At 49.4% G+C, this 21,519-nt stretch carries 16 protein-coding genes and 1 tRNA gene; 6 read left to right on the forward strand and 11 right to left on the reverse strand.

The genetic code is table 11. From position 1 onward, the window contains the following. Positions 1 to 279: 279 nt before the first annotated feature. From FH755_RS05425 to FH755_RS05435, 3 genes are read right to left on the reverse strand one after another with little or no spacing between them, the layout of a single operon-like run. Entirely contained in the window at positions 280 to 1,125 is an 846-nt protein-coding gene (locus tag FH755_RS05425; protein WP_292439397.1) for a phosphoadenosine phosphosulfate reductase family protein, read from the reverse strand. Next, positions 1,125 to 4,505, reverse strand: coding sequence for a hypothetical protein (locus tag FH755_RS05430; protein ID WP_292439402.1), 3,381 nt, complete (start codon positions 4,503 to 4,505; stop codon positions 1,125 to 1,127). Before FH755_RS05430 ends, FH755_RS05425 begins: the two co-directional genes overlap by 1 nt. Beyond that, positions 4,502 to 5,458 (reverse strand): DUF4007 family protein, encoded by a 957-nt coding sequence (locus FH755_RS05435; RefSeq protein WP_292439404.1) that lies wholly within the window; start codon positions 5,456 to 5,458, stop codon positions 4,502 to 4,504. The genes FH755_RS05430 and FH755_RS05435 overlap by 4 nt, the downstream gene beginning before the upstream one ends. Before the next feature lie 144 nt (positions 5,459 to 5,602). On the opposite strand from FH755_RS05435, the gene FH755_RS05440 reads away from it, so the two are divergent. Then, positions 5,603 to 6,769, forward strand: a complete 1,167-nt coding sequence (locus tag FH755_RS05440; protein WP_292439406.1) for a cysteine desulfurase family protein — start codon at positions 5,603 to 5,605, stop codon at positions 6,767 to 6,769. A 208-nt stretch (positions 6,770 to 6,977) separates the two neighbouring features. On the opposite strand, the gene FH755_RS05445 is transcribed toward FH755_RS05440, so the two are convergent. The 5 genes from FH755_RS05445 to yihA form a co-directional block, all read right to left on the reverse strand. Then, a tRNA-Arg gene (locus tag FH755_RS05445) sits at positions 6,978 to 7,054 on the reverse strand. Between the two features lie 214 nt (positions 7,055 to 7,268). Next, entirely contained in the window at positions 7,269 to 9,770 is a 2,502-nt protein-coding gene (locus tag FH755_RS05450) for a glycogen/starch/alpha-glucan phosphorylase (protein WP_292439408.1), read from the reverse strand. A 23-nt stretch (positions 9,771 to 9,793) separates the two neighbouring features. Next, entirely contained in the window at positions 9,794 to 10,318 is a 525-nt protein-coding gene (locus FH755_RS05455) for a cytochrome c (protein WP_292439410.1), read from the reverse strand. Next, positions 10,302 to 11,561: a sulfite dehydrogenase gene (gene soxC, locus FH755_RS05460; RefSeq protein WP_292439413.1), complete on the reverse strand. Its 1,260-nt coding sequence runs from the start codon at positions 11,559 to 11,561 to the stop codon at positions 10,302 to 10,304. Before soxC ends, FH755_RS05455 begins: the two co-directional genes overlap by 17 nt. A gap of 6 nt (positions 11,562 to 11,567) precedes the next feature. Next, a complete protein-coding gene (yihA, locus tag FH755_RS05465; RefSeq protein ID WP_292439414.1) occupies positions 11,568 to 12,185 on the reverse strand; it encodes a ribosome biogenesis GTP-binding protein YihA/YsxC in 618 nt (205 codons plus the stop codon). 89 nt (positions 12,186 to 12,274) lie between these two features. Here yihA and FH755_RS05470 point away from each other — a divergent pair, with 89 nt between their 5' ends. The 4 genes from FH755_RS05470 (at position 12,275) to FH755_RS05485 (ending at position 16,818) form a co-directional block, all read left to right on the forward strand. Then, a complete protein-coding gene (locus tag FH755_RS05470) occupies positions 12,275 to 12,886 on the forward strand; it encodes a c-type cytochrome (RefSeq protein WP_292439417.1) in 612 nt (203 codons plus the stop codon). A 79-nt stretch (positions 12,887 to 12,965) separates the two neighbouring features. Then, positions 12,966 to 14,975, forward strand: a complete 2,010-nt coding sequence (locus FH755_RS05475) for a cytochrome c biogenesis protein ResB (protein ID WP_292439419.1) — start codon at positions 12,966 to 12,968, stop codon at positions 14,973 to 14,975. A 42-nt stretch (positions 14,976 to 15,017) separates the two neighbouring features. After that, entirely contained in the window at positions 15,018 to 16,172 is a 1,155-nt protein-coding gene (gene ccsB, locus FH755_RS05480; RefSeq protein WP_292439421.1) for a c-type cytochrome biogenesis protein CcsB, read from the forward strand. Between the two features lie 16 nt (positions 16,173 to 16,188). Beyond that, positions 16,189 to 16,818: a thiol:disulfide interchange protein DsbA/DsbL gene (locus FH755_RS05485; protein WP_292439423.1), complete on the forward strand. Its 630-nt coding sequence runs from the start codon at positions 16,189 to 16,191 to the stop codon at positions 16,816 to 16,818. Positions 16,819 to 16,870: 52 nt separating this feature from the next. Here FH755_RS05485 and mltF read toward each other — a convergent pair whose 3' ends face one another. After that, positions 16,871 to 18,265 carry a membrane-bound lytic murein transglycosylase MltF gene (gene mltF, locus FH755_RS05490; RefSeq protein WP_292439425.1) on the reverse strand — a complete coding sequence of 465 codons (1,395 nt, stop codon included), beginning with the start codon at positions 18,263 to 18,265 and terminating at the stop codon, positions 16,871 to 16,873. Between the two features lie 155 nt (positions 18,266 to 18,420). On the opposite strand from mltF, the gene yegQ reads away from it, so the two are divergent. Further along, a complete protein-coding gene (gene yegQ / locus FH755_RS05495; protein ID WP_292439427.1) occupies positions 18,421 to 19,767 on the forward strand; it encodes a tRNA 5-hydroxyuridine modification protein YegQ in 1,347 nt (448 codons plus the stop codon). On the opposite strand, the gene tadA is transcribed toward yegQ, so the two are convergent. Beyond that, complete coding sequence (gene tadA / locus FH755_RS05500; protein WP_292439429.1) at positions 19,764 to 20,213, reverse strand: tRNA adenosine(34) deaminase TadA; 450 nt, start codon at positions 20,211 to 20,213, stop codon at positions 19,764 to 19,766. The two genes, yegQ and tadA, sit on opposite strands and share 4 nt — an antisense overlap. Next, positions 20,206 to 21,516 carry a lipid IV(A) 3-deoxy-D-manno-octulosonic acid transferase gene (waaA, locus tag FH755_RS05505; RefSeq protein WP_292439430.1) on the reverse strand — a complete coding sequence of 437 codons (1,311 nt, stop codon included), beginning with the start codon at positions 21,514 to 21,516 and terminating at the stop codon, positions 20,206 to 20,208. The genes tadA and waaA overlap by 8 nt, the downstream gene beginning before the upstream one ends. Positions 21,517 to 21,519 lie beyond the last annotated feature (3 nt).

Raw genomic sequence — 21,519 nt, forward strand, 5'->3', positions numbered from 1 at the left:
CCTGCTTCGGCCTCTTTCAAAATCCGGATGATTTGTTCTTCTGTAAATCGTTTTTTCATGCTCATCTTCCTTTTCAGTGATGAACATTACTAAGTTATTCGTGGATTAGAAAGCGGGGAGCAGGTCAATACTTATTAGGAATGGTGTCTGGAGGCAATATGTATAGACCCGCGATTAGTAACATGCCTGGTAAGAGCTGACCTATTATCTCAAAGAAGAATTTCTCAATTGCAGGTATGAGGTTATCAGTATTCATCAATGGTCCAGTATTGTGTTTTTTTATTTATGACAAGCAATACAAACTTTTGATTGGCCATACATTTCATCAATATCCAACGGCTCACGATTTGGACGTAAAGGATCTTCTACATTGCCTTTTCTTTTGTTGAATCGAATAACTCTCTCTTCATGAGCTTTTTTAATTTCTTCGACTCGCCCAGGTTGCTCGAGCTCTTCAAGTGATTCACCCTGACTCCATGTAAAAGGAGAACCATGCTCGATAGCATTCTTTTCATATGCTTTCGCATCCTCGAAAGCATCAGGGTGATGCTCTTTTAGTCTTACCCATTCAATTTTTTGTTGGAAAAAGCAGAATGTGCAGCCACTGCGGCTACGCCAACTGTAATATTCAGGTAAACCTAGTCCAGCCCCTTCCAAAATGTCGTTTACCCCATCTTTATCGATACCAGCATCTTTGAAAGGAAGCTTGATAATTAAGTTGTCATGGTTGGATGCATAGCCTTCACGGTATTCTTCATCGCCTCTGATAGCAACATAGCTATAAATAGTGAGATTCTTGTCCTCCAGCATGGGGCGAACCCATTGCTCAAATGGACGTAATTTTAGCTGCCTGGTGCACCAGCGAGTTTGTGGTGAAGGTAAAAAGTCATTGTATTGCTTTAACCAAAAGTCAAAGTCTCTATCAGGGTTTAAGCGAAGGATGGGCTGACCCAGGAACCCCTCTAGGCGACCTAGGTATTCGTAAACTTCAGGTAATTCTTTTCCGGTGTCAGTAAAAAAATAATCGATCTTCAACTCTGGATATTGTTGCCGCATATAAACAGCTAATGCAGCACTGTCACGTCCACCTGAGAGCCCAAGCACATGTTTCTCTTTCTGAGACATTATGACGCTTCCTCTTTGTTCATGGTATGAGTGCTGTCAGTGTTGATATATTTTGTGGAAAGTTGAGCGAGAGCAGCTAAAACAACGTTCTTGTCGAGATTTTTATTGGCTTCCAGGTTTATAGCACTGGAGAACTGTTCCACAAGCGCATCAACAACTTCCTTGTCTGTATCTGCAACAGAAAACTCTTCAATAATAGGTGTGGTACCCCCATTATTTCCAAGCATGATAGCCATCGCTTGTCTTTTTTCTGAGCGACCTTTGACACGAGTAAACATCTCTGCCCGGATGAACTTCTGTGATAACTCGGCAAGCTCGACCGCTGCTCTATCTAAGTCCATATCTACCCAGTCTCGAGGAGGCTTGTTTGCTGCTAAACTGGCAACTCCCTCAAAGCTAGCTCTATCAGTATTAAACAGAGAGAGCCTGCCAACAAAAGCATCTAATCTAAAGTCTCCGGCAATATCTCTTACGTTTTCAGCTCGCGCTTGAAGTTCAGAAATGGCTTGTGCTGAGTCATTCGGAACCAACAACTCTGAGAGCATCTGTTCACGTAACCTCTGGAGCATGGAAGGATAGGCACTAACTAACTCTTCAAGTCCTTCTTTGACGGCAGTGACGGCTGCAACAATGTCAGAGTTATTTGCTTTGGTAGGATCTTTGCCTAAAACTGCTGGAATATCATCAAACAAAAACTTATTGGGATCTTTTGCACGTTTGAAAAGCTCTCTAACGTGAACTGCATTTTTCGATAGACGGTTAGTTCGTTTAGACCAATTAGGTATTTGGTCGTAAACAGCTACCAGACCACGAGCAACATCCAAAGGCTCAAAATGCTCAAGAGTGGCATAAGGGTCTAGCTCTTTTACGATATCGGCTAAGCCAGACAGCAGTTCCTTAGATAATTCCGACAAGTCCATCCATCGAATTTGAATAGCGCTAGCATCTTTGGCTAAGTACTCTACATCGACATCATCAAAATTGGGCCGAAATATTCCTTCTCTGTAAATTGCGAGATTCTCTTTTTCAGAGAGTATGAAGGCTACAGCCAGAACTGGCATAACGCCTTTTTTCAAGCCGTATGGTGTCGAGGCCCATTTATCAAATATTTCTGAGATAGATATGGGCCTATCGGCATTCTCTTTGATGTATTCGAGGGTGACCTTCCAAAGTGGAGATAAGTTAGCTTCATTTTTCTCTTCGGGAGACACAAATATCCAAGAACTCCCTTTTGCTTTGTATAGACCTGTGTACTCAAGTAACGATGCAAACAAACCACCTTCAGCGGGGAAACCCTCTATACCGAGTCGTGGTAAGCCATTGTTTAGAACCATTCGCCTCAGCAAGTTGTTTTGCGCGGCGATAGCGCTTCCAGACGGTTTTTCTCTATTCAGGAGCTCATTTTTGAGCTTTGGTGAAAGACGGAATTGCTCTGTTGCTATAGATGATGCTAGGTGATTCAGCTCAGACAACCGCAGTTTTTGAGGTTTTTCGTCTCTCCTGAACCAATCACAACTATCGAAAGCCTGCTCTAATTCATATTCCAAAATTGATTGAAGTTCGATAAGGCGAGCATCAACCTCTCGACGTGCAACAGAATCGCCAGCTAATTTCTCATCATGACTAATTTTTTCTACAGCAAAAAGCTCTTGTGCAAGAGGGATAATATTCCACGACCGCTCAGAGAGACCTACAACAACGTCTTCCCTCGTGTTAGCAGCTTGTTGGCAGAGCTCTAGTGATAATTCTTTCTTTTCTTCCTGCGTTGGAATAGCGATAAGAAACTGACCGATAGCTCCCCGATTTTCAGAAGTTTTTGATACGTATTCTTGAATGTCTTTGACTGGAACAATATTGACATCAAACCAACGTAAGGCGCCAGTTTCGTGATAATGGCGTTTGGCGACTATCGGATGAACATTTGCAAGTGACTTAAGGCGGTCGAAGTTCACATCTGATAGCTCATTGAGAGCTTCTCGAATAGCTTTTTCTATATCAAAATCACTGCCAGCAAATATGGCATAAGAACCGATAAACTTTTTATAGAGTGTGAAAGACCATTTATGTAGATCTGATAGTGCTTTTTCGATGCGATGAGACTCAACACTCAGAAGGCAAGAGCTAAGCGTTTCTTTGTTGGCAACAATCCCAGATCTTTCTCTGAACAAATCAATTACTGCAATAGATTTGAGTAGCCTTATATGTGTGTCTTCACCACCGATCAGTTCACACCGCTCTATGGCTTCAACAGCTGTGGCCCATCTATGACTATCAGTAGATGCGAGTATAGAGGGCTCAAGGTTAGTTCTCAGGTAGTCCCAAAGTAGGTCTGGGCTATATAAATGCTCTCCAGTAGCCCGTTTAAGGAAGTCCTGGAGACCGTATGGCTCAACGGAGTTCAAGAAGCCAAAGATGCTCCGCTGATTCTGGCCAAAACGCCTTCTTGATATTGGACCAAGTAAACTCACTACAATTGGGTGAAGTGGCCAGCACTCGGTGTATAAATTCGAGTAAAGCGATGCTTCATCAGGTCGCTCGCGTCTTGTAATGTTAGCGATAGTTTCAGCGATAGCTGAAAAGCCATCAGGAATTGAATCTGCCTCAATTGCCTTAGAGATGAGATGAATTTGCTCTTCTCCAGCAATATCAACAATCTGATCGACGAAACGCCCTTGAATTTTGGTCCACTCATCTCGTGCCTCATAGGACAGCCGCCTAGCATAATCTTCAAATGCTTGGTGAAGAACACCAACGACCACAAGCTGGCCATTACTTCTATTGGCGGCTTCAGCGATTTCTTGTAAAACAAATACATCCGATCCATTTCGGACTGATGCTTCGAGAACTTTGCCTAATTCATCAATATAAATAACAAGCCCACCATGCTTGTTAGAATTTGATTGGGCAATCTCAAGCAGTCTCTTTATAAGTGAGCGTTCGTTCCAGCCTCCGCGTGGTTGTTTACTAACAAAACCATGCTCTTGTAGCGCTTCACCAAGGATGTTGAGCACAGAATCTCTTCTTCCAACTGCAGGTAATACTTGCCAACCCTCAGTACCTTTTGGGAAAGCTTTGTTAAAGGTCTGAACGAGTTCATTTCCAAAGATTTCGGTGGCAGACTTTGTTAATTTTTGGTCATTACTTAAAAGTGTGTTCATTGCAACGACAAGGCTAGACTTACCGCTTCCGTATGGGCCTGTCCAAGTGAAAGCACCATGCTTATTTTCAATTACATGATGCGCCATCGAGGTGAGAACTTTCTTTGACGACTCTGGGCAGATGTAGCCCTCAATTGCTGATACTTGGTTTAGGTCTGAATCAATTCGAATTGAGCGTTGGAAGCGTCTGGAAATTTGCACTCGAGTATCTAGAGTCTTCATGCGGTATGACTCCTAGACTGGGCATCGAAAGCTGTTATTAAAAATCCAAATTTCATGTTTTCATCGAGTTTAGTTGTTCTTATTACTTGCTTGAGTCCAGCAGTCTCAGACCAACGAAGTTTACCGTTGGTGATCTCCTGAAGCATGATCAAACGATCGATTACGTCATTGTCGTTTAAGGCAAATACTTTTCCGGGGCTACTTGGCTGGTGTGTTATAGCCTCAAAAGATAGAGAAGAAGAGTCTGGGAAGTGACTAAGCCAATAATCAATTAATGCATAAACAAAAATATCATCTCTGAGAGAAGACTTCGGACCTCGAACTATCCGAAAACTGCTCTTACTACTTGCCTTAATAAGGCCCAACTCAGTCAACGGCGATTCTAAGGAGTCATCATTGTTAGATTTAACTGTAGGCAAGCGAGACACATAGGTTCTTATGAAGCAGCCGACGTCATTTTTTAGCGTTTTGCTAGCGACTCGAGACCATTGGTGTTCACTCACTTGTCTTTCTAACTTGTCGACAAGTTCTTCCCGTTCAAATTTATTTCCGACGAAATAATTAAAGAACCAGAACCACGTGGTCAGTTTATCGTTGCGTGCTAGGTGCCAATGAATCAGCCATAAAGAAGAAGGGCTTTCCATATATGGATCAAGGCCGTTCTCTGCAAAGAGAAGTTGGCCAAATTTGGTAGTCTCTACTTTATTGGTGCCAACTTCCTCAATGACATCACAAAGTTTTGCCCAATGACGCATGGAGCTGACCATGTTTTTACCGACTCCAAACTCTGCGATGGCATCGTCTCCCCAACATTTTTGACGATTGTTTTCTTGATTTTCAGTTTGAGAAACTCTGTCGAAGACCTTTTTTAACCATCCGTATCTAAGTGGGAAAGTCTCATGGCCTGAAAACTGAGGTTGGTAATTATCTTGAAAGGTTGGCACTCTAGCCATTGGTGATCTTTCCCTACTGGATGTTTCGTCCAGGTGACTCTAGTATAGCGATATACTAATGTCAATTTTACTGGTCGTAGCGTCCAGTAAGGTATTGATTTATACGCAAATAAACATAACTTTATCTATAAGTTGCTGATAAATATGGAAATAAAGAAACCCATCTATATGGATTACCAAGCCACAACTCCAGTAGCCACAGAGGTTTTGGAAAAAATGTTGCCGTATTTCACGGACAACTTTGGAAATCCGCACTCCTCAGATCACATCTATGGATGGAAAAGTGCAGAGGCAGTTGAATTAGCGGCTGTGCAAGTGTCAGACATGATTGGTGTAGATAAAGATGAAATCATCTTTACCTCAGGAGCATCAGAGTCAAATAATTTGGCTCTTTTTGGCCTAGCAAGGTCTGAGTTATTAAAAGGCGGGAAGAGAAGACGAATAATCATCAGTGCCATCGAACACAAGTGTGTTATTGATTCAGCTCGTAAACTTCAGTCTGAATATGACTTTCAAATCGATGTCGTTGGCGTAGATGAGGATGGACTAGTTCGTATTAGTGAACTTGAATCTCTGCTTGATAATGATGTCTTGCTAGTTTCAATTATGGCTGTAAATAATGAAGTGGGTACCATTCAAAACGTCAATAAAATTAGTGGACTGCTCAAGTCATCAAATATTTTATTTCACAGTGACTGTGCTCAAGCTCCATTAGCGATGGATATGGCTAACTTTGGAACGGAAACTGATTTACTTAGTCTTTCAGCACACAAGATATATGGCCCTAAAGGAATTGGTGCTTTATACATTCGGCGTGATCTCAAAAATCAGATTGAGCCACTCATAAATGGGGGAGGACAACAATACGGTTTACGCTCCGGTACTGTCCCAACGCCACTATGTGTAGGCATGGGCTATGCCTGCGGTTTAGTTAATGATGGTGAATTTGAACAAAAAAAAATAGCGCTTCAAGAAAAGCGAGATTATTTCATTGAGCGTTTATTCAACCTGCATTCTGCCAGAGTTTCAGTGAATGGAGCTGTTGGAGAACAACGTCATCCAGGTAATGTGAATGTACGGTTTGAAGGGGTGAACGCCCATGACCTTCTGAATAGACTTCAACCCATATTGGCTGCATCGACAGGATCAGCATGCAACTCTGGCATTATTGAGTCTTCATATGTATTGAAAGCATTAGGGCTCTCGCCGGAAGAAGCGGAGTCTTCTGTAAGATTCAGTTTGGGATTTGAGACATCCCGAAATGACATCGATTATGTCATCGCATCATTGAAGCAAAAAATTCACATTTAAAGTACCACAGATAATCGACTGTTCTCGGTTACTGAGAATCGTATTTATCTAAAATATACCCACCTGAAAGATAGAACATAGATATGCGGCTAATGTTCATTGAATAAGTCGAGCTTTCAAAGTCCAGGTATGACTTGGCACGAACTAGGCACAGAATGGGCACAGGGCGATTTTGGGGTTTTGTGACGGTTTTGGCTGATGGTCAAAATGGCGCGCCCGACAGGACTTGAACCTGTGACCCTCGGCTTCGGAAACCGATACTCTATCCAGCTGAGCTACGGGCGCTTATAAAATTTTGAAACTATTTTAACCTAATTTTGACTGTTGCCCTTCGTGCCCGAAAAAGCGGTGAGTGCCGCCTTCGGAAACCGATACTCTATCCAGCTGAGCTACGGGCGCATATTGATGAATATCAATCAGAGCGGCAGATTATACGTATTTTGACACCGTTCTGCATCAAAAGATGGGCTATGCCGGGACACTAACCCGGCAACCACTTCTAATACTGGGGATTGATTTTCTCCAGTCGCCAGATCTCGTTGTTGTATTCTTCCATGGTTCTGTCAGTGGAAAATTTACCACTATTGGCACTGTTGATAATACTCATCGCCAGCCAGCGTGGTTTATCTTCATAGGCCTCAGACGCCCGTTGTTGCGCGTCGATATAGCTACGGAAATCAGCGACGGTCATCCACGGGTCATGCGGGCTGGTAAAGGCGGCAATGACCTCATCAAAGCCCCCCGGCTCAAACTGGTTGAAGTGGCCAGACTCCAGCAAATCCACAACCCGGCGCAGATCGGCATCGTTATCGATAATAAAGCGGGGGTTGTAGCCATTTCTTGCTTCATTCACTTCAGACTCGGTCAGCCCGAACAGGAAGAAGTTGTCTTCACCCGCCTCATCACGGATTTCAATATTGGCGCCATCCAGCGTACCAATGGTCACGGCACCGTTCATCATAAACTTCATATTACCGGTACCCGATGCTTCCTTGCCGGCAGTGGAGATCTGTTCTGATAAGTCAGCGGCAGGGCAGATGACTTCCATGGCAGAGACCTGGTAGTTGGGCAGGAAGACAACTTTCAGCCAGTCGCCGACCTCTTCATCGTTATTGACGATGCTGGCGACATTGTTAATCAGTTTGACGATTTGCTTGGCCATCACATAGCCCGGTGCCGCTTTACCGCCAAACAACACGCAGCGTTTGGTCAGGCCTTCTGTGTCGCCGCGTTTGATGCGGTCATATAGGTGAATAACATGCAGCACATTCAGCAACTGGCGTTTATATTCATGAATACGTTTGACCTGAATATCGAACATCGCATCCGGGTTGAACTCGACTCCGCAGCTTTGTTGAACCAGTGCGGCCAGCCGCTGCTTGTTGAGGCGTTTGGCGGCATGCCATTTCTGCTGGAATGCGGCGTCATGGGCGTAGCTCTCCAGTTTTTTGAGCTCGGTCAGTTCGGTAACCCATTTATCACCGATGGTTTCACTGATGAGCTGACTCAGATCCGGGTTGCACCAGGCCAGCCAGCGGCGCTGAGTCACGCCGTTGGTCTTATTGTTGAATTTCTGTGGCCACAGTTCATAAAAATCATGGAACAGGCCTTTTTTCAGCAGTTCCGAGTGGAGGGCGGCAACACCATTAACCGAGTAGCTGCCGACAATAGCCAGGTGAGCCATGCGAACTTGTTGCTGCGGGCCTTCCTCTATAATCGACATTCTGGCGAGTCGTTCCTTGTCGCCAGGCCAGTGGTTGGCGACTTCGCGCAGAAAGCGGGCATTGATCTCGTATATGATTTCCAGAATGCGGGGCAGCAGACGACCGAACATATTGACCGGCCAGCGTTCCAGTGCCTCGGGTAACAGGGTATGGTTGGTATAAGCCATGGTGTGGCTGGTAATATCCCAAGCGGCATCCCAGCTCAAGCCATGTTCATCCATCAGCAGCCGCATCAGTTCTGCCACCGCCACGGTCGGGTGAGTATCGTTCAGCTGGAAGCAGTTTTTGTCGGCAAAGTTGTCGAACTTTTCACTATGGGTCGTCACCCAGTAATCAAGAATATCCTGCAGGCTCGCTGAAGCGAGAAAATACTGCTGGCGCAGACGCAGTTCCTTGCCGTTCTCACTGGCATCATTCGGGTAAAGCACCATGCTGATGTTTTCCGCCTCGTTCTTCGCCGCAACGGCATCAGTGTAAGAACCGGCATTGAAGTCTTCCAGGTTGAATTCATCGGTGGCAGCGGCTTTCCACAGGCGCAGCTTATTGACGGTACCGTTCTGATAACCCGGCACCGGTAAGTCATAGGGCACGGCTAGGACATCATTGGTCTCGACCCAGTAGGCTCGGAGTTCACCGTCATGGTCACGATGAAACTCAGTGTGGCCGCCGAATTTGATCCGCTGGGTGAATTCGGGCCGTTCCAGTTCCCACGGGTTGCCGTCACGCAGCCAGTGATCCGGTTTTTCCACCTGATAGCCATTGACGATTTTCTGCTGGAACATACCGTATTCATAGCGTAGCCCATAACCGGTGACCGGTAGTTGCAGCGTCGCGCAACTATCAATAAAGCAGGCAGCCAGACGGCCCAGGCCGCCATTACCCAGGCCGGCATCATGCTCCATTTCAATCAGCTCTTCGAAACTCATACCCAGTTCGTTAAGGGCTTTGGTCGTCTCTTTTTCCAGTCCAAGGTTTAATGCGGCATTGCCCATCGCCCGCCCCATCAGGAACTCCATGGAAAGGTAATAGGCCTGTTTGCACTGGGCTTCGGCATAGGTGTGTTTGGTATGCTTCATCCGGTTGAACAGACGATCACGCAGGGTTAACGCGAGCGCCGAATAGAGATAGTGACCGGAAGCACAACCTTTATCCTGCGCCAGGTGAGTGCCGTAATAGCGTTTGAAATCATTGACCAGGTCACTGCTGCTCATGCCCAGTTTCGGGGTGTTGTATAGCTCTGGAGCAGGCGTAGCAGTAAGCGCATAGCGAGGGCTCATAGACAGATCCTTCATTTCAGCATTTATTGTGGGTAGGTGGCAGAAAAGCCGTTCCGATTAGGCATCGTTACCTGGGGTAGTGTGACTGCATTGAGTTCCACATCAGCTTCAATTATACCATCCTGACTCAGAATATAAGCGCAAAGTGCGTAGATTTCATTACTGTTGAGAGAGAATGGGGCGGAGGGTGGCATTGAGCGCCGGATATAATCAAACAGGGTGGTGGCAAAAGGCCAGTAGCTGTTCACCGTTTTCTCAGGGTATTCACTGGCGAGCGAGCCGACCTCACCGACCAGAGGCATGGCGCTGCCACCGATAGCGCCGAAACCATGACAGGCAGCGCAATGCTGTTCGAATATGTGTTTGCCCTGTGAGGCTGTTCCAGAACCGGCTGGCAGACCTTGTCCATCCGGGGAGATGGTCAGGTTCCATTCCGGCTTGTCACTCAGATCAGAAGCCGGCTGGCCCAGAGGTTGATAGAGCGGTTGCGCTGCCAGGGCAGGCAGCAAACTTAATAAGACCATAGTCAGGCTAATCCGGGTAAACATGATAAATAAATCCGTCCTCGCTGACTTCCCAGCTGATGATGGCGTTAAAGTGAAAAAAGCCATGGCTACCCCGTTTTGCGAACAGTTCGTCACGGCTGGGCTGCACATAGCCTGTCTCATCAGTGGCACGACTCTGTAAAACAGCATATTGCCCTTGCCATTGCCAGGGGAGGCTAAAACGGGTGAAGGCCTTGCTTAGTACTGGCTGTTGCAGTTCGGCATCGACCCAGCTCTGACCGCCATCGGCTGATACTTCCACCCGGCTGATTTTGCCCTGACCTGACCAGGCTAGGCCGGTCAGCTGGTAAACACCGGGATTGTCCGGCAAGGTCATGCCATGAGAAGGAGAGGTAATGAGTGATTTTGTGGCCATTTCAAAACTGAACTGGCGGGCAGTGCCGTCTGGCATCAGGTCGGTGTACTGGGCGGTCTCATCACGTGACATGACAGGTACTTCAGTGAGCCGAAGCTGGCGCAGCCATTTGACGTTAACTATTCCTTCCCAGCCTGGCAGAACCAGCCGCAGGGGATAACCGTTCTCCGGCCGAAGCCGTTCTCCATTCTGATACAGCGCCAGAATCGCATCATCGAGTAGTTTTTCCAGCGGGATACTGACATTGAGCGAGGCGCCGTCCGCCGCCTCGGCGACAGCCCATTTGGCATTGTTTTTGATGCCGGCTTCCTGCAAGAGATATTTAACCGGAACGCCAGTCCACTCAGCATTGGAAACCAGGCCGTGGGTGTAGCCTGCTGCCGTTTCTACAGGCCTGCTGCGCCAGCTGCTGTTGCTGTTACCACCGCATTCAATAAAGCAAATGCGTGATTGTTGCGGATAACGTTTGAGGGCCTCGACAGTGAAACTCAGCGGTGTATCAACCAGGCCATCGATCAAAAGCGTATGGGTGGCGGGATCAATATCGGGTACGCCGTTGTGATGTCGCTCAAAGTGCAGGCCGTTGGGTGTAATCGTGCCCTGCAATTCATGTAGAGGTGACCAGGAAACACCATTGCCGGGTGTGTCCGGGTTGGCGGAAATCCAGCGAATGATTTTGTTTTCGTAGGGTGAGGGCTGACCGTAATTGGAAAAGCCGGCCCCGGCCTGGGTCATCGACTCAGGCAAAATGTCACGATAGTCGATGTCGGACTGTGCTGACAATGCCGGCAGGCTGAACCCGGCAAAAGCGCCGCTTAAAGCCGTGTACTGAAGAAACTGTCGACGACTTTCGAGCGGGACTTTTTTCATGCGGTATTACTCTTGGGCAATCACTGTGTCGATTTCAAACCATTGATTCAGTTTGCTTACTGCCTCATCACGACCGCTTTTATTCAGCGATGAAAACAGCTGCAGTGTTGCTGTCAGGTCTGCCTGTTGGAGCTTTTTCTGCACGTCCAGCATAACGGCTCTGGCAGCGCCGTGTTTAAGCTTGTCAGACTTGGTCAGTAGAATATGTACCGGCAGCGAAGCCTGTTTGGCCCAGCTCAGCATTTGCAGATCAAATTCTTTCAGCGGATGACGGATATCCATCATCAACATCAGGCCGCGCAAAGATTGTCGCGTTTCCAGATATTCTGCCAGTGTGGCCTGCCATTTCAGCTTCATGGCTTCAGGGACTTTGGCATAACCATAGCCGGGAAGATCGACCAACGCCCGCTGATCGTCGAGATGAAAGAAGTTAATCATCTGTGTGCGGCCGGGAGTTTTACTTGTTCTTGCCAGTGACCGGATGCCCGTGATCGTATTGATAGCACTGGATTTGCCGGCATTGGAACGGCCTGCGAATGCGACTTCAAAACCATCGTCCTCAGGCAACTGGGACAGTTTGGTCGCACTCCCGCTATAATAGGCATTTCGGTAAAACTGTGTCATGGAACCATTCTGGGTGAAAAAAAATCTCAACAAGAGTAGCATACCCAAAGTTTTAAAGATGCAAGTTGCTTAGTTTTCAGGTAGAGAAGATGAAAAGAATGTTGATGGCCGCTGTGCTGGGCATGGCGATGAGTACGACTCCATTTGTATGGGCTGCCGGTAATGTCTCGGCAGGTAAGGAAAAAGCAGCGGTGTGCGCCGCCTGTCACAGCACGGATGGCAACAGCCTGTCTGATGCGTTCCCTAAACTGGCAGGACAGCATGAAGGCTACATCATCAAACAGCTGATGGATTATAAAAACGGTGATCGCCAGAATGCACTGATGGCGCCCATGGCCGCCAATCTGTCAGAACAGGATATGGCAGATCTGGCCGCTTACTTCGCCAGTCAGAAAACCGCCCCGGGTGCTGTATCTGAAGATCTGCTGGCCGCCGGCGAACAAATTTACCGTGGTGGTAATAAAGAAAGCGGTGTGCCTGCCTGCATGGCCTGTCATGGCCCTAACGGCAGCGGTGTCCCTGCAGCTAACTGGCCCAAACTGGCGTCACAGTACAGTGCTTATGTGGAAACGCAACTGCATGCTTTTGCCAAGGGTGAGCGTGCCAATGACTCCAACAGCATGATGCGTGACATCGCCAGCAAAATGACCGAAGAGGAAATCAAGGCGGTTTCTGCCTACGTCTTCGGTTTGAAACCCTAAATACACAAATTCACCGACTGCACGGCTTTTCCGTGCAGTTGGGCTGAATTCAGGTCTGACCTGAAACAGGGGCTCCCCCATGTCACAATCACAGGACTCGCAACTGCCGCGTCGTTCCTTTGCCTGGCGAGTGTTCCACTTCCTGGGCAGTATGGAATTTGCCATCACCATGCTGATAACACTCGCGATTGCGTCTGTTATTGGCACCGTGCTGCAGCAGAACCAGCCATACCCCGACTATGTCATTAAATTCGGACCTTACTGGTTTGAAGTGTTCGAGGCTCTGGGTCTCTATGATGTCTACAGTGCGCTCTGGTTCCTGGCTATTCTGACTCTGCTGGTGGTTTCCACCACGGTGTGTGTGATCCGTCACGCCCCTTCCATGTTCAAGGACATGTTCAACCTGCGGACCCATGTCCAGCATAAATCCCTGCGCAGTATGCATCATCATGCGCACTGGCATCAGCCGGGCGAGCTTGAGCACAATACCGTAGCGATACGTGACCGGCTTGCAACCCAGGGATTTCGTACCCGTATCACTGAAAAAGGCGAAGATCGCCTTGTGTCGGCAATGCGCGGCGGCATGAACCGGCTCGGCTATATCCTGACCCATGTGGCGATTATCGTGATTTGTGTCGGTGGCCTGATGGACAGTAATCTGCCGCTTAAAATGGCGGAATGGCAGGGTCGTCTGGAAATCGAGACCCGAGACCTGCCATTGAGTCAGATCCCCAAGGAAAGTCGCCTGGCTGTCGGGCCGCAGGCATTTCGCGGCAGTGTCAGTATTCCTGAAGGCCGCGCTGCCAGTGTGGCTTATCTACCGATGCGCGATGGCTACCTGGTACAGAATCTGCCTTTTACCATCGAGGTGAAAGAGTTCCGTATTGAGCATTATCCCACCGGTCAACCCAAATCATTTGAATCGGATCTGGTGATTTATGACCCGGATCTTGAACAGCCGCTGGAACAGACCATCGCGGTGAACCATCCGCTTATCCATAAGGGCTATGCGATTTACCAGGCGAGTTTTGGTGACGGTGGCTCGGAACTGACTATCAATGCCTGGCCGCTGTTTGCTGGTCAGGCCGAGCCGACGGAATTAGAGACCAAGGTCTTTGAAACCCGCCAGATGCTCTGGGGTGACAGGGAACTGCAACTGGAAGTCACCGGTTTCAGGCCGTTTAATATCAATCCTGACCCGACCGAGGACGACCCAAAAAATGTTCGCAACTTCGGTCCCAGTATCCAGTTCAAGCTGCGTCGAGGTACCGGTGAAGCACTGGAGTTTGAAAATTATATGTATCCGGTGGAGCGTGACGGTCGTGACTTTTTCCTGAGCGGAGTACGTGGCAGCCCGTCCGAGGAGTTTGCTTACCTCTATCTGCCGGCTGATGAAGATGGCAGTATCGAGGGCTTTATTGATTTCCTGCATGCCCTGCATGATGAAGACAAGGTGGCAGCTGTCGCAGCGGAAATGAAAGATGAAACACTGGTCAGCCTGCAGAGTCAGGAGGACACCATACTCGGAAACAGCCTGCAGCGGACACTGGAAACCCTGATGGCGATGTTTGTGCGCGGTGGTTTTGATGAAGTACGAGATTTTATTGAGCAGAGCCTACCGGAAGCCGAGCGTGATACGCTGGCACCGGCCTATTTGGCCATGCTCAGAGAAATGCTGGGACGGATTTATTTGAACAGTCTCGACTTGGAACCGGAGGAGGCCGTGGCAGAATCGCAGCTGCTGTTTTTACAGGATGCGATTGATGCGGTGGGCACGTTACCGCGTTATGGTTCACCGGTTTACCTGTCTTTGACCGACTATAATCACATTGAATCAACCGGTCTGCAGATTGCCCGTTCACCCGGCAAAAATATTGTCTATCTGGGTTGTGCCTTTCTGATAGCCGGCGTATTTCTGCTGTTTTATCTGCCGCAACGCCGCTTCTGGGCCTGGCTCAGCCGTGATGGTGAACAGACGCGGATTGATCTGGCCGGCATGACCAATCGTAACCCGCGGGAATTCGATAGCTATTTTGAGCAAATTCATACGCAATTGCAGTCGACGCAGCGGAACTCTGCTGCTGACTGATGTTCTTAGGTTCTACGTGCGACAGCGCATTATGAGATGGATATGAGCACACAACTTTCTACCCTTGATTCAGAAAAAACCAGCCTGGTTGCCTGGGGCTGGCGGCTGTTGATGGCGCTGTCAGCGATTGGGCTGTTCGGCTTTTATGGCGATATTCTCGATGTTTACGAAGTTTCAATCATTATCCTGACTGCGGTCGGTATGGCCTGGCTGGGACAGAACTGGCCTGGCTATCGCTGGCACACGGTGGCCGTGGCTGTACTCAGTCTGATCGCGGTAACGTTATATGGCAGCGATCTGGGGCATGCTGAAACCAGTTTCTGGCTGAATTATCTGCTTGCCAGCCAGTCGGCCTTTATGTGGATGAGCGCATTATTCGTGATGGCCACCGTGACCTACTTCGGCGGGCTGATTTTCCATTCCGAATTCACAGAAAAAGTCGCCAGCTTCCTGACCTGGGCAGCCACCACAATGGGAATGATTGGTCTGATGGTCCGTTGGCGCGAGTCTTATCTGCTGGGGGCAGACATCGGTCACATTCCGGTCAGTAACCTATACGAAGTCTTTATTCTGTTCGCGGTGGTGACGGCCTTACTTTACCTTTTCTATGAACGCCGTTATCAGACACGCAGCCTGGGCGGTTTTGTTCTGCTGGTCATCAGTGCCGCAGTCGCTTTCCAGCTCTGGTACACCTTTGACCGTCAGGCGCATGAAATTGAACCGCTGGTACCGGCGCTGCAAAGCTATTGGATGAAAATCCATGTACCGGCTAATTTCATCGGCTATGGCGCTTTTGCGATGGCGGCCATGATTGGCGTGGCTTACCTACTGGTGGAAAGACAAACCGGTAAAGCCTCGGTCAGCCGTTGGGTACAGAAGATGCCCTCACTGGCTTTGATGGATGACCTGATGTACAAAACCATCGCGCTGGGCTTTGCTTTCTTCACGCTGGCCACCATTCTGGGTGCCCTCTGGGCAGCAGAAGCCTGGGGCGGTTACTGGTCCTGGGATCCGAAAGAAACCTGGGCGCTGATAGTCTGGCTGAATTATGCGGCATGGCTGCATATGCGAATGACCAAGGGCTGGCACGGCGGCCCCATGGCCTGGTGGGCGATTGTAGGTCTGTTTGTGACCCTGTTTGCCTTCCTCGGTGTCAATATGTTTTTATCCGGGTTGCATTCTTACGGCACGCTTTAAATAAAAGGATATATCAATGACTAAACTGTTCTCAACGCTGGCAGCCGGCTTGCTGGCCGGCTTTGTTTCTGCCTCTGCCTGGGCAGTGCCCATGTCCTATGTGGAAGGCACGCACTATTTCCCGACAGCAGAAAAAATGGCGACCAACGATGCGGACAAAGTTGTGGTAATGGAAATGTTTTCCTATACCTGCCCGCACTGTTTTGCGCTGGAGCCGGAAATTGAAGAATGGAAGAAAACGCTCTCTGACGATGTGAAGTTTGTGAAGGTACCGGCGATTTTCCGTGACAGCTGGCTGGAACTGGCCCGTGTTTATTATGCGGCTGAAGCAAGCGGTGATCTGGAGATGCTCCATCCCAAGCTGTTCAATGCAATCCATGTGGAAAAACGCCGCTTGAGCACAGAAGAGCAGTTACTGGATTTTGTTGAAGAACAGGGCATTGATCGTGAATCGTTTGCCAAGACCATGAATTCTTTCAGCGTCAAAGGCAAAGTCAAAAATGCCCTGATCATGAGCCGTACTTCCGGCATTACCGGTGTGCCTGCTTTCATTGTTGAAGGCAAGTACCGGACCAATGCCAGCAGCGCCGGTGGCAGCGAGCAACTGTTTGAGGTGGTCGATATGTTGATAGAGCAGGCACGCTAACAACAAACAGAATGCTGAGAATCAGGAAAAGCCCGGTTTATCCGGGCTTTTTTTATAGTGCAGCCGGTAAGGGCTCTTCCACCGGAGGCGGAGAAAGCGCCGGCACCGCAGCGTCATCATGATGCAGCAGAATATCCAGATAGCGACGGATATTCTGAACATAGCGTACCGGTTCGCTACCCCTGGCGTAGCCGTAACGGGTCTGAGAAAACCATTTCTGCTTGGACAGCAGGGGTAAATGCTCACGGACATCGGTCCACAGATTGGGATCCTTGCCCTGTATTTCAGTCAATACCCGGGCATCCTCAAGATGACCCATACCGATATTGTAGGCGGCAAGCGCAAACCAGGTTCGGTCCGAGGGCTGAATTCCGTCAGGCAGACGTTCATATATCGAAGCCAGATAGCCTGCCCCGGCAAAAATACTCTGTTCCGGATCTTCTCTGTCGGTCACATCCATTTCTTTGGCCGTCGCCCGGGTCAGCATCATCAGGCCTTTGACACCGGTGCTGGAAACCGCTTCGGGGTTCCAGTGGGATTCCTGATAGGACATGGCTGCCAGCAAATGCCAGTCAAAACCAAACTGTTCGCCAGCCTGCTGGAACAGGTCTTTGTAGCGCGGCAGATGCGTCTGAATACGGCGGTGGACGGCGCGGGTATCGACATAATCAAAGCGGCGGATATGGCCGTAGTATTTCTCAATCAGCTTGTCCAGCTCGCCGGAAGCTTCCATATCATGGAAAAAATCGAGCACCTCCAGATACAGTGTGTCATCGTCAGACAAGGGCATCGCCCAGCCCAGCGGTTGTGGCTCAGAGATATCGAAGGCGACGCGCAGTTCGGGGAACAGGCTCTGGTTGGCCGACATTTCATTGGAATCCACCACGGTGTAGTCAATCAGTTCAAGCTGAACCAGTTCCAGCAGGCCGCTGTTATCCAGTTCTACGTTTTCCCGCCAGTCCAGTTCCGGAATTTCTTCCTGCAATGACTGTAACTGCTCGACATGACTGCTGTCGGCCACAACTTCCAGCTGGCCGTCAGTGATATCGGTAATATCTTCCGGCTTTCCGGTGCCATGTTTATAGACCAGTTGCTGTGTGACTTCGTGATACACCGGACCAAACCGGATATGACTTTTGCGCTGTTCGGTGACTGTGAGTCCGGCGGCCGCAATATCTGCCTTGCCTTCCTCAATCAGTCTGAGCACATTGCTCAGATTCTCAGGCACAATAATTTTGAGTTCGACACCCAGCCGCTCAGCAAAACGCTGCGCCAGCTCGTACTCAAATCCGGCCAGCGTGTCACCTTTGACATAGTAGCTGGTCAGACTGTATCGGCTCAGTACGCGCAACTCGCCACGATCCTGGATTTCCTGAAGATGGGGCTGGGCTTCTTTGCAAGCCGCGGTCATGCCAACGGCCAGCAGAAAAATCAGTAGGCGTTTCAAGAAACATCCTCTTTACACAAACGTCATAATTATCGCCTGTTATCGACCCTATTGCACCTGACAGAGTTTTTGCTGAAGCTAAATAGCCCTGTTTTTATTGGCAAAATTCATAAAACCATTATAATTCACGCTTTTTTTATGTGGATTTATTCCCGATGAACGCGCCTGAATTATTACTTCCCGCCGGCAGTCTCGAGCATATGCGGTATGCCTATGCTTTTGGCGCTGATGCGGTTTATGCCGGCCAGCCACGTTACAGTCTGCGTGTCAGAAATAATGATTTTCACAAACTGCCGGTGCTGGCGCATGGAGTTGAAGAGGCGCATAAGCTGGGCAAAAAATTCTTTGTCGCCAGTAACCTGATGCCGCATAACGCCAAGCTGAAGACTTATATGACAGATATGGAGCCGGTCATTGAAATGCAGCCGGATGCCTTGATTATGGCCGATCCTGGGCTGATTATGATGGTGCGAGAGCGCTGGCCGGAGATGCCGGTACATTTGTCGGTTCAGGCGAATACCGTCAATTACCAGGCGGTGAAGTTCTGGCAGTCGCTGGGACTGAGCCGGGTCATCCTGTCACGTGAACTGTCGCTGGACGAGATTGAAGAAATCCGCCAGCAATGTCCCGATATGGAACTGGAGGTGTTTGTTCACGGCGCGCTCTGCATCGCGTATTCGGGTCGCTGCCTGCTGTCAGGTTACTTTAACCATCGTGATCCCAATCAGGGTACCTGCACTAATGCCTGCCGCTGGGAATACAAGACACATGGCAGTGACGGCAATGATGACGCGCCCCGGAAAATCGACTTTCAGGCTTTCGAGGCCATGAATCAGAGCGGTCTGTCGGATTGTGGCGGTCAGCAACGGCATCCATTGGCAGACGAGGTGTACCTGCTAGAAGAAAAAAACCGTCCCGGAGAAATGATGCCGATTTTTGAGGATGAGCACGGCACCTACATCATGAATTCCAAGGATCTGCGTGCGGTGCAGCATATCGAGCGGTTGGTAAAGATCGGGGTAGATTCACTCAAAATAGAAGGGCGCACCAAGTCAGTCTATTATGTGGCCCGGACCGCCCAAATCTACCGTCAGGCCATCAATGATGCGATGGCAGGCAGGGCTTTCGATCCGAGCCTGATCGGCAAGCTGGATAACCTTGCCAACCGAGGTTATACGGACGGTTTTTATCAGCGCCATCCTACCCAGGAACAGCAGAATTATCTGCATGGTTATTCCAGCAGTGAGCGCCAGCAGTATGTCGGTGAAGTGACGGCTATTGATGCAGACAGACAACTACTGAAAGTGAATGTGAAAAACCGCTTCGCCACCGGTGACAGACTGGAATTGATCACGCCTGCAGGTAACCGGGAATTTAAGTTGGATCAGATGCTGGATCAACATCTGCAACCGGTCGAAGTTGCGCCCGGTAGCGGTCACCAGGTTTTCATTCCTTATACCGGCGAGGCACCTGATAGAGCGATAGTCGCGAAGTATCTCTAACGTCGTGCCCGGAAAAAGGTCCTTAACAGCTGACTGCTTTCACCAGCCATGACCCCGGATTCACATTGCACACGATGATTGAGATTGGGTAGCGAAAACACATCAATACAGCTGCCGGCAGCACCGGTTTTGGGCTCGGCGGTGGCATACACCACCCGGTTGATACGAGCATGCACCAGCGCGCCGGCACACATCACACACGGTTCTAATGTGACATAAAGATCCGCACCCGGGAGACGGTAATTCTGCTGCGACAGACAGGCCTGGCGCAGCGCCATAATTTCTGCATGTGCAGTGGCATCGTGGGCTGTAATCGGATGATTCCAACCTTCACCAATGATTTCACCGTTGAGCACCACAACGGCACCTACCGGCACCTCGCCCTCGGCTTCAGCATGACGGGCCAATTCCAATGCCCGTTGCATCCAGTGGTTGTCGTCAGACATCAATGTGCCGTTTGATAAGATTGAGCAATCGTTTGCTGGCGCCCTGACTTTGCTTGATAAGGTTTTGCCCTGCCTGGCCCATGTCGGCGCGTTTCTGCGGGTTTCTGAGCAAGTCGGTGACCCTATCCGCCAGCATTTCGCTGCCGTTTACCTGAATGGCGGCATCGGCCTCCAGAAACTGACGGCTGATTTCACTGAAATTGAAATAATGCGGACCAATAATAACGGCGCGGCCCAGTGCTGCCGGTTCCAACAGATTATGGCCACCCCTCGGCACCAGGCTGCCACCGACAAAGGCGATATCTGCGGTACCGTAAAACAGCGGCAGTTCGCCCATGGTATCGACGACCAGCACCTGAATGTCACGGCTGCACATGCCATTCTCACTGCGCCGCAGGATTTTGAAGCCACTGCGCTGACTGAGCGCTGCCACTTTGTCAAAGCGCTCAGGATGTCGAGGCACCAGGATCAGGAGTAAATCCGGAAACGCAGCTCGGATTTTGCGGGAAGCATTGAGAATAATTTCATCTTCACCTTCATGGGTGCTGGCGGCAATAAACACCGGCCGGTTACCCCAGATACTGCGCAGTGCTTCTGCTTCTTCACTGAGACTCGCTGGCAGCGCAATTTCGAATTTGAGGTTGCCCACCGCATGCACACTCTCTTTATCAGCACCCAGTGCGATAAACCGCTGCCGGTCATCCTGAGACTGTGCCGCAATCAAGCTGAACTGTTGCAGCATGACGCGGGTGAGCTTGCCGATTTTCTGATACCCGGCCGCAGAGCGGGCCGACAGGCGGGCATTGGCCAGCACCAGAGGAATATCAAGTGCATGGGCATGATGTATCAGGTTCGGCCACAGCTCGGTTTCCATGATAATGCCCAGTTCCGGCCGCGCTGACTTGAGAAAACGAGTGACGGCAAAAGGCAAATCATAGGGCAGGTAGCAATGCAGCACTTTGTCACCATAGAGGCTGGTGACACGGGCACTGCCAGTCGGCGTCATGGTGGTTATCAGAATCTGGTGTGAATCATATTGAGCCTGAAGCGCCTCCACCAGAGGCCTGGCCGCTTCCACTTCACCAACCGAGACCGCATGGAGCCACAGTACCGGTTTGCTGGCTGAGGGGGCAGGTTTGATGCCGAAACGTTCATCCCAGCGTTTGAAATAGGCAGAAGCGCGGCTACCGCGCCATAACAGGCGAAGCAGAATCAGCGGTACCGCCAGAATAAAAACAAAGCTGTATAAAAATCTCAATTCAGACTCATTGGCTAAGCGGAAATCGAGCAGGAATGATAGCATAGG

Origin of the sequence: Methylophaga sp., from assembly GCF_009711715.1 — a bacterium.
In the GTDB taxonomy this organism is placed as follows: Bacteria; Pseudomonadota; Gammaproteobacteria; order Nitrosococcales; family Methylophagaceae; genus Methylophaga.

Excerpts from the sequence above, each read along its gene's own strand:
- FH755_RS05425 (WP_292439397.1), bottom strand. The coding sequence starts at position 1,125 with ATGTCTCAGAAAGAGAAACATGTGCTTGGGCTCTCAGGTGGACGTGAC.
- FH755_RS05430 (WP_292439402.1), bottom strand. The coding sequence starts at position 4,505 with ATGAAGACTCTAGATACTCGAGTGCAAATTTCCAGACGCTTCCAACGC.
- FH755_RS05435 (WP_292439404.1), bottom strand. The coding sequence starts at position 5,458 with ATGGCTAGAGTGCCAACCTTTCAAGATAATTACCAACCTCAGTTTTCA.
- FH755_RS05440 (WP_292439406.1), top strand. The coding sequence starts at position 5,603 with ATGGAAATAAAGAAACCCATCTATATGGATTACCAAGCCACAACTCCA.
- FH755_RS05450 (WP_292439408.1), bottom strand. The coding sequence starts at position 9,770 with ATGAGCCCTCGCTATGCGCTTACTGCTACGCCTGCTCCAGAGCTATAC.
- FH755_RS05455 (WP_292439410.1), bottom strand. The coding sequence starts at position 10,318 with ATGTTTACCCGGATTAGCCTGACTATGGTCTTATTAAGTTTGCTGCCT.
- soxC (WP_292439413.1), bottom strand. The coding sequence starts at position 11,561 with ATGAAAAAAGTCCCGCTCGAAAGTCGTCGACAGTTTCTTCAGTACACG.
- yihA (WP_292439414.1), bottom strand. The coding sequence starts at position 12,185 with ATGACACAGTTTTACCGAAATGCCTATTATAGCGGGAGTGCGACCAAA.
- FH755_RS05470 (WP_292439417.1), top strand. The coding sequence starts at position 12,275 with ATGAAAAGAATGTTGATGGCCGCTGTGCTGGGCATGGCGATGAGTACG.
- FH755_RS05475 (WP_292439419.1), top strand. The coding sequence starts at position 12,966 with ATGTCACAATCACAGGACTCGCAACTGCCGCGTCGTTCCTTTGCCTGG.
- ccsB (WP_292439421.1), top strand. The coding sequence starts at position 15,018 with ATGAGCACACAACTTTCTACCCTTGATTCAGAAAAAACCAGCCTGGTT.
- FH755_RS05485 (WP_292439423.1), top strand. The coding sequence starts at position 16,189 with ATGACTAAACTGTTCTCAACGCTGGCAGCCGGCTTGCTGGCCGGCTTT.
- yegQ (WP_292439427.1), top strand. The coding sequence starts at position 18,421 with ATGAACGCGCCTGAATTATTACTTCCCGCCGGCAGTCTCGAGCATATG.
- tadA (WP_292439429.1), bottom strand. The coding sequence starts at position 20,213 with ATGTCTGACGACAACCACTGGATGCAACGGGCATTGGAATTGGCCCGT.
- waaA (WP_292439430.1), bottom strand. The coding sequence starts at position 21,516 with ATGCTATCATTCCTGCTCGATTTCCGCTTAGCCAATGAGTCTGAATTG.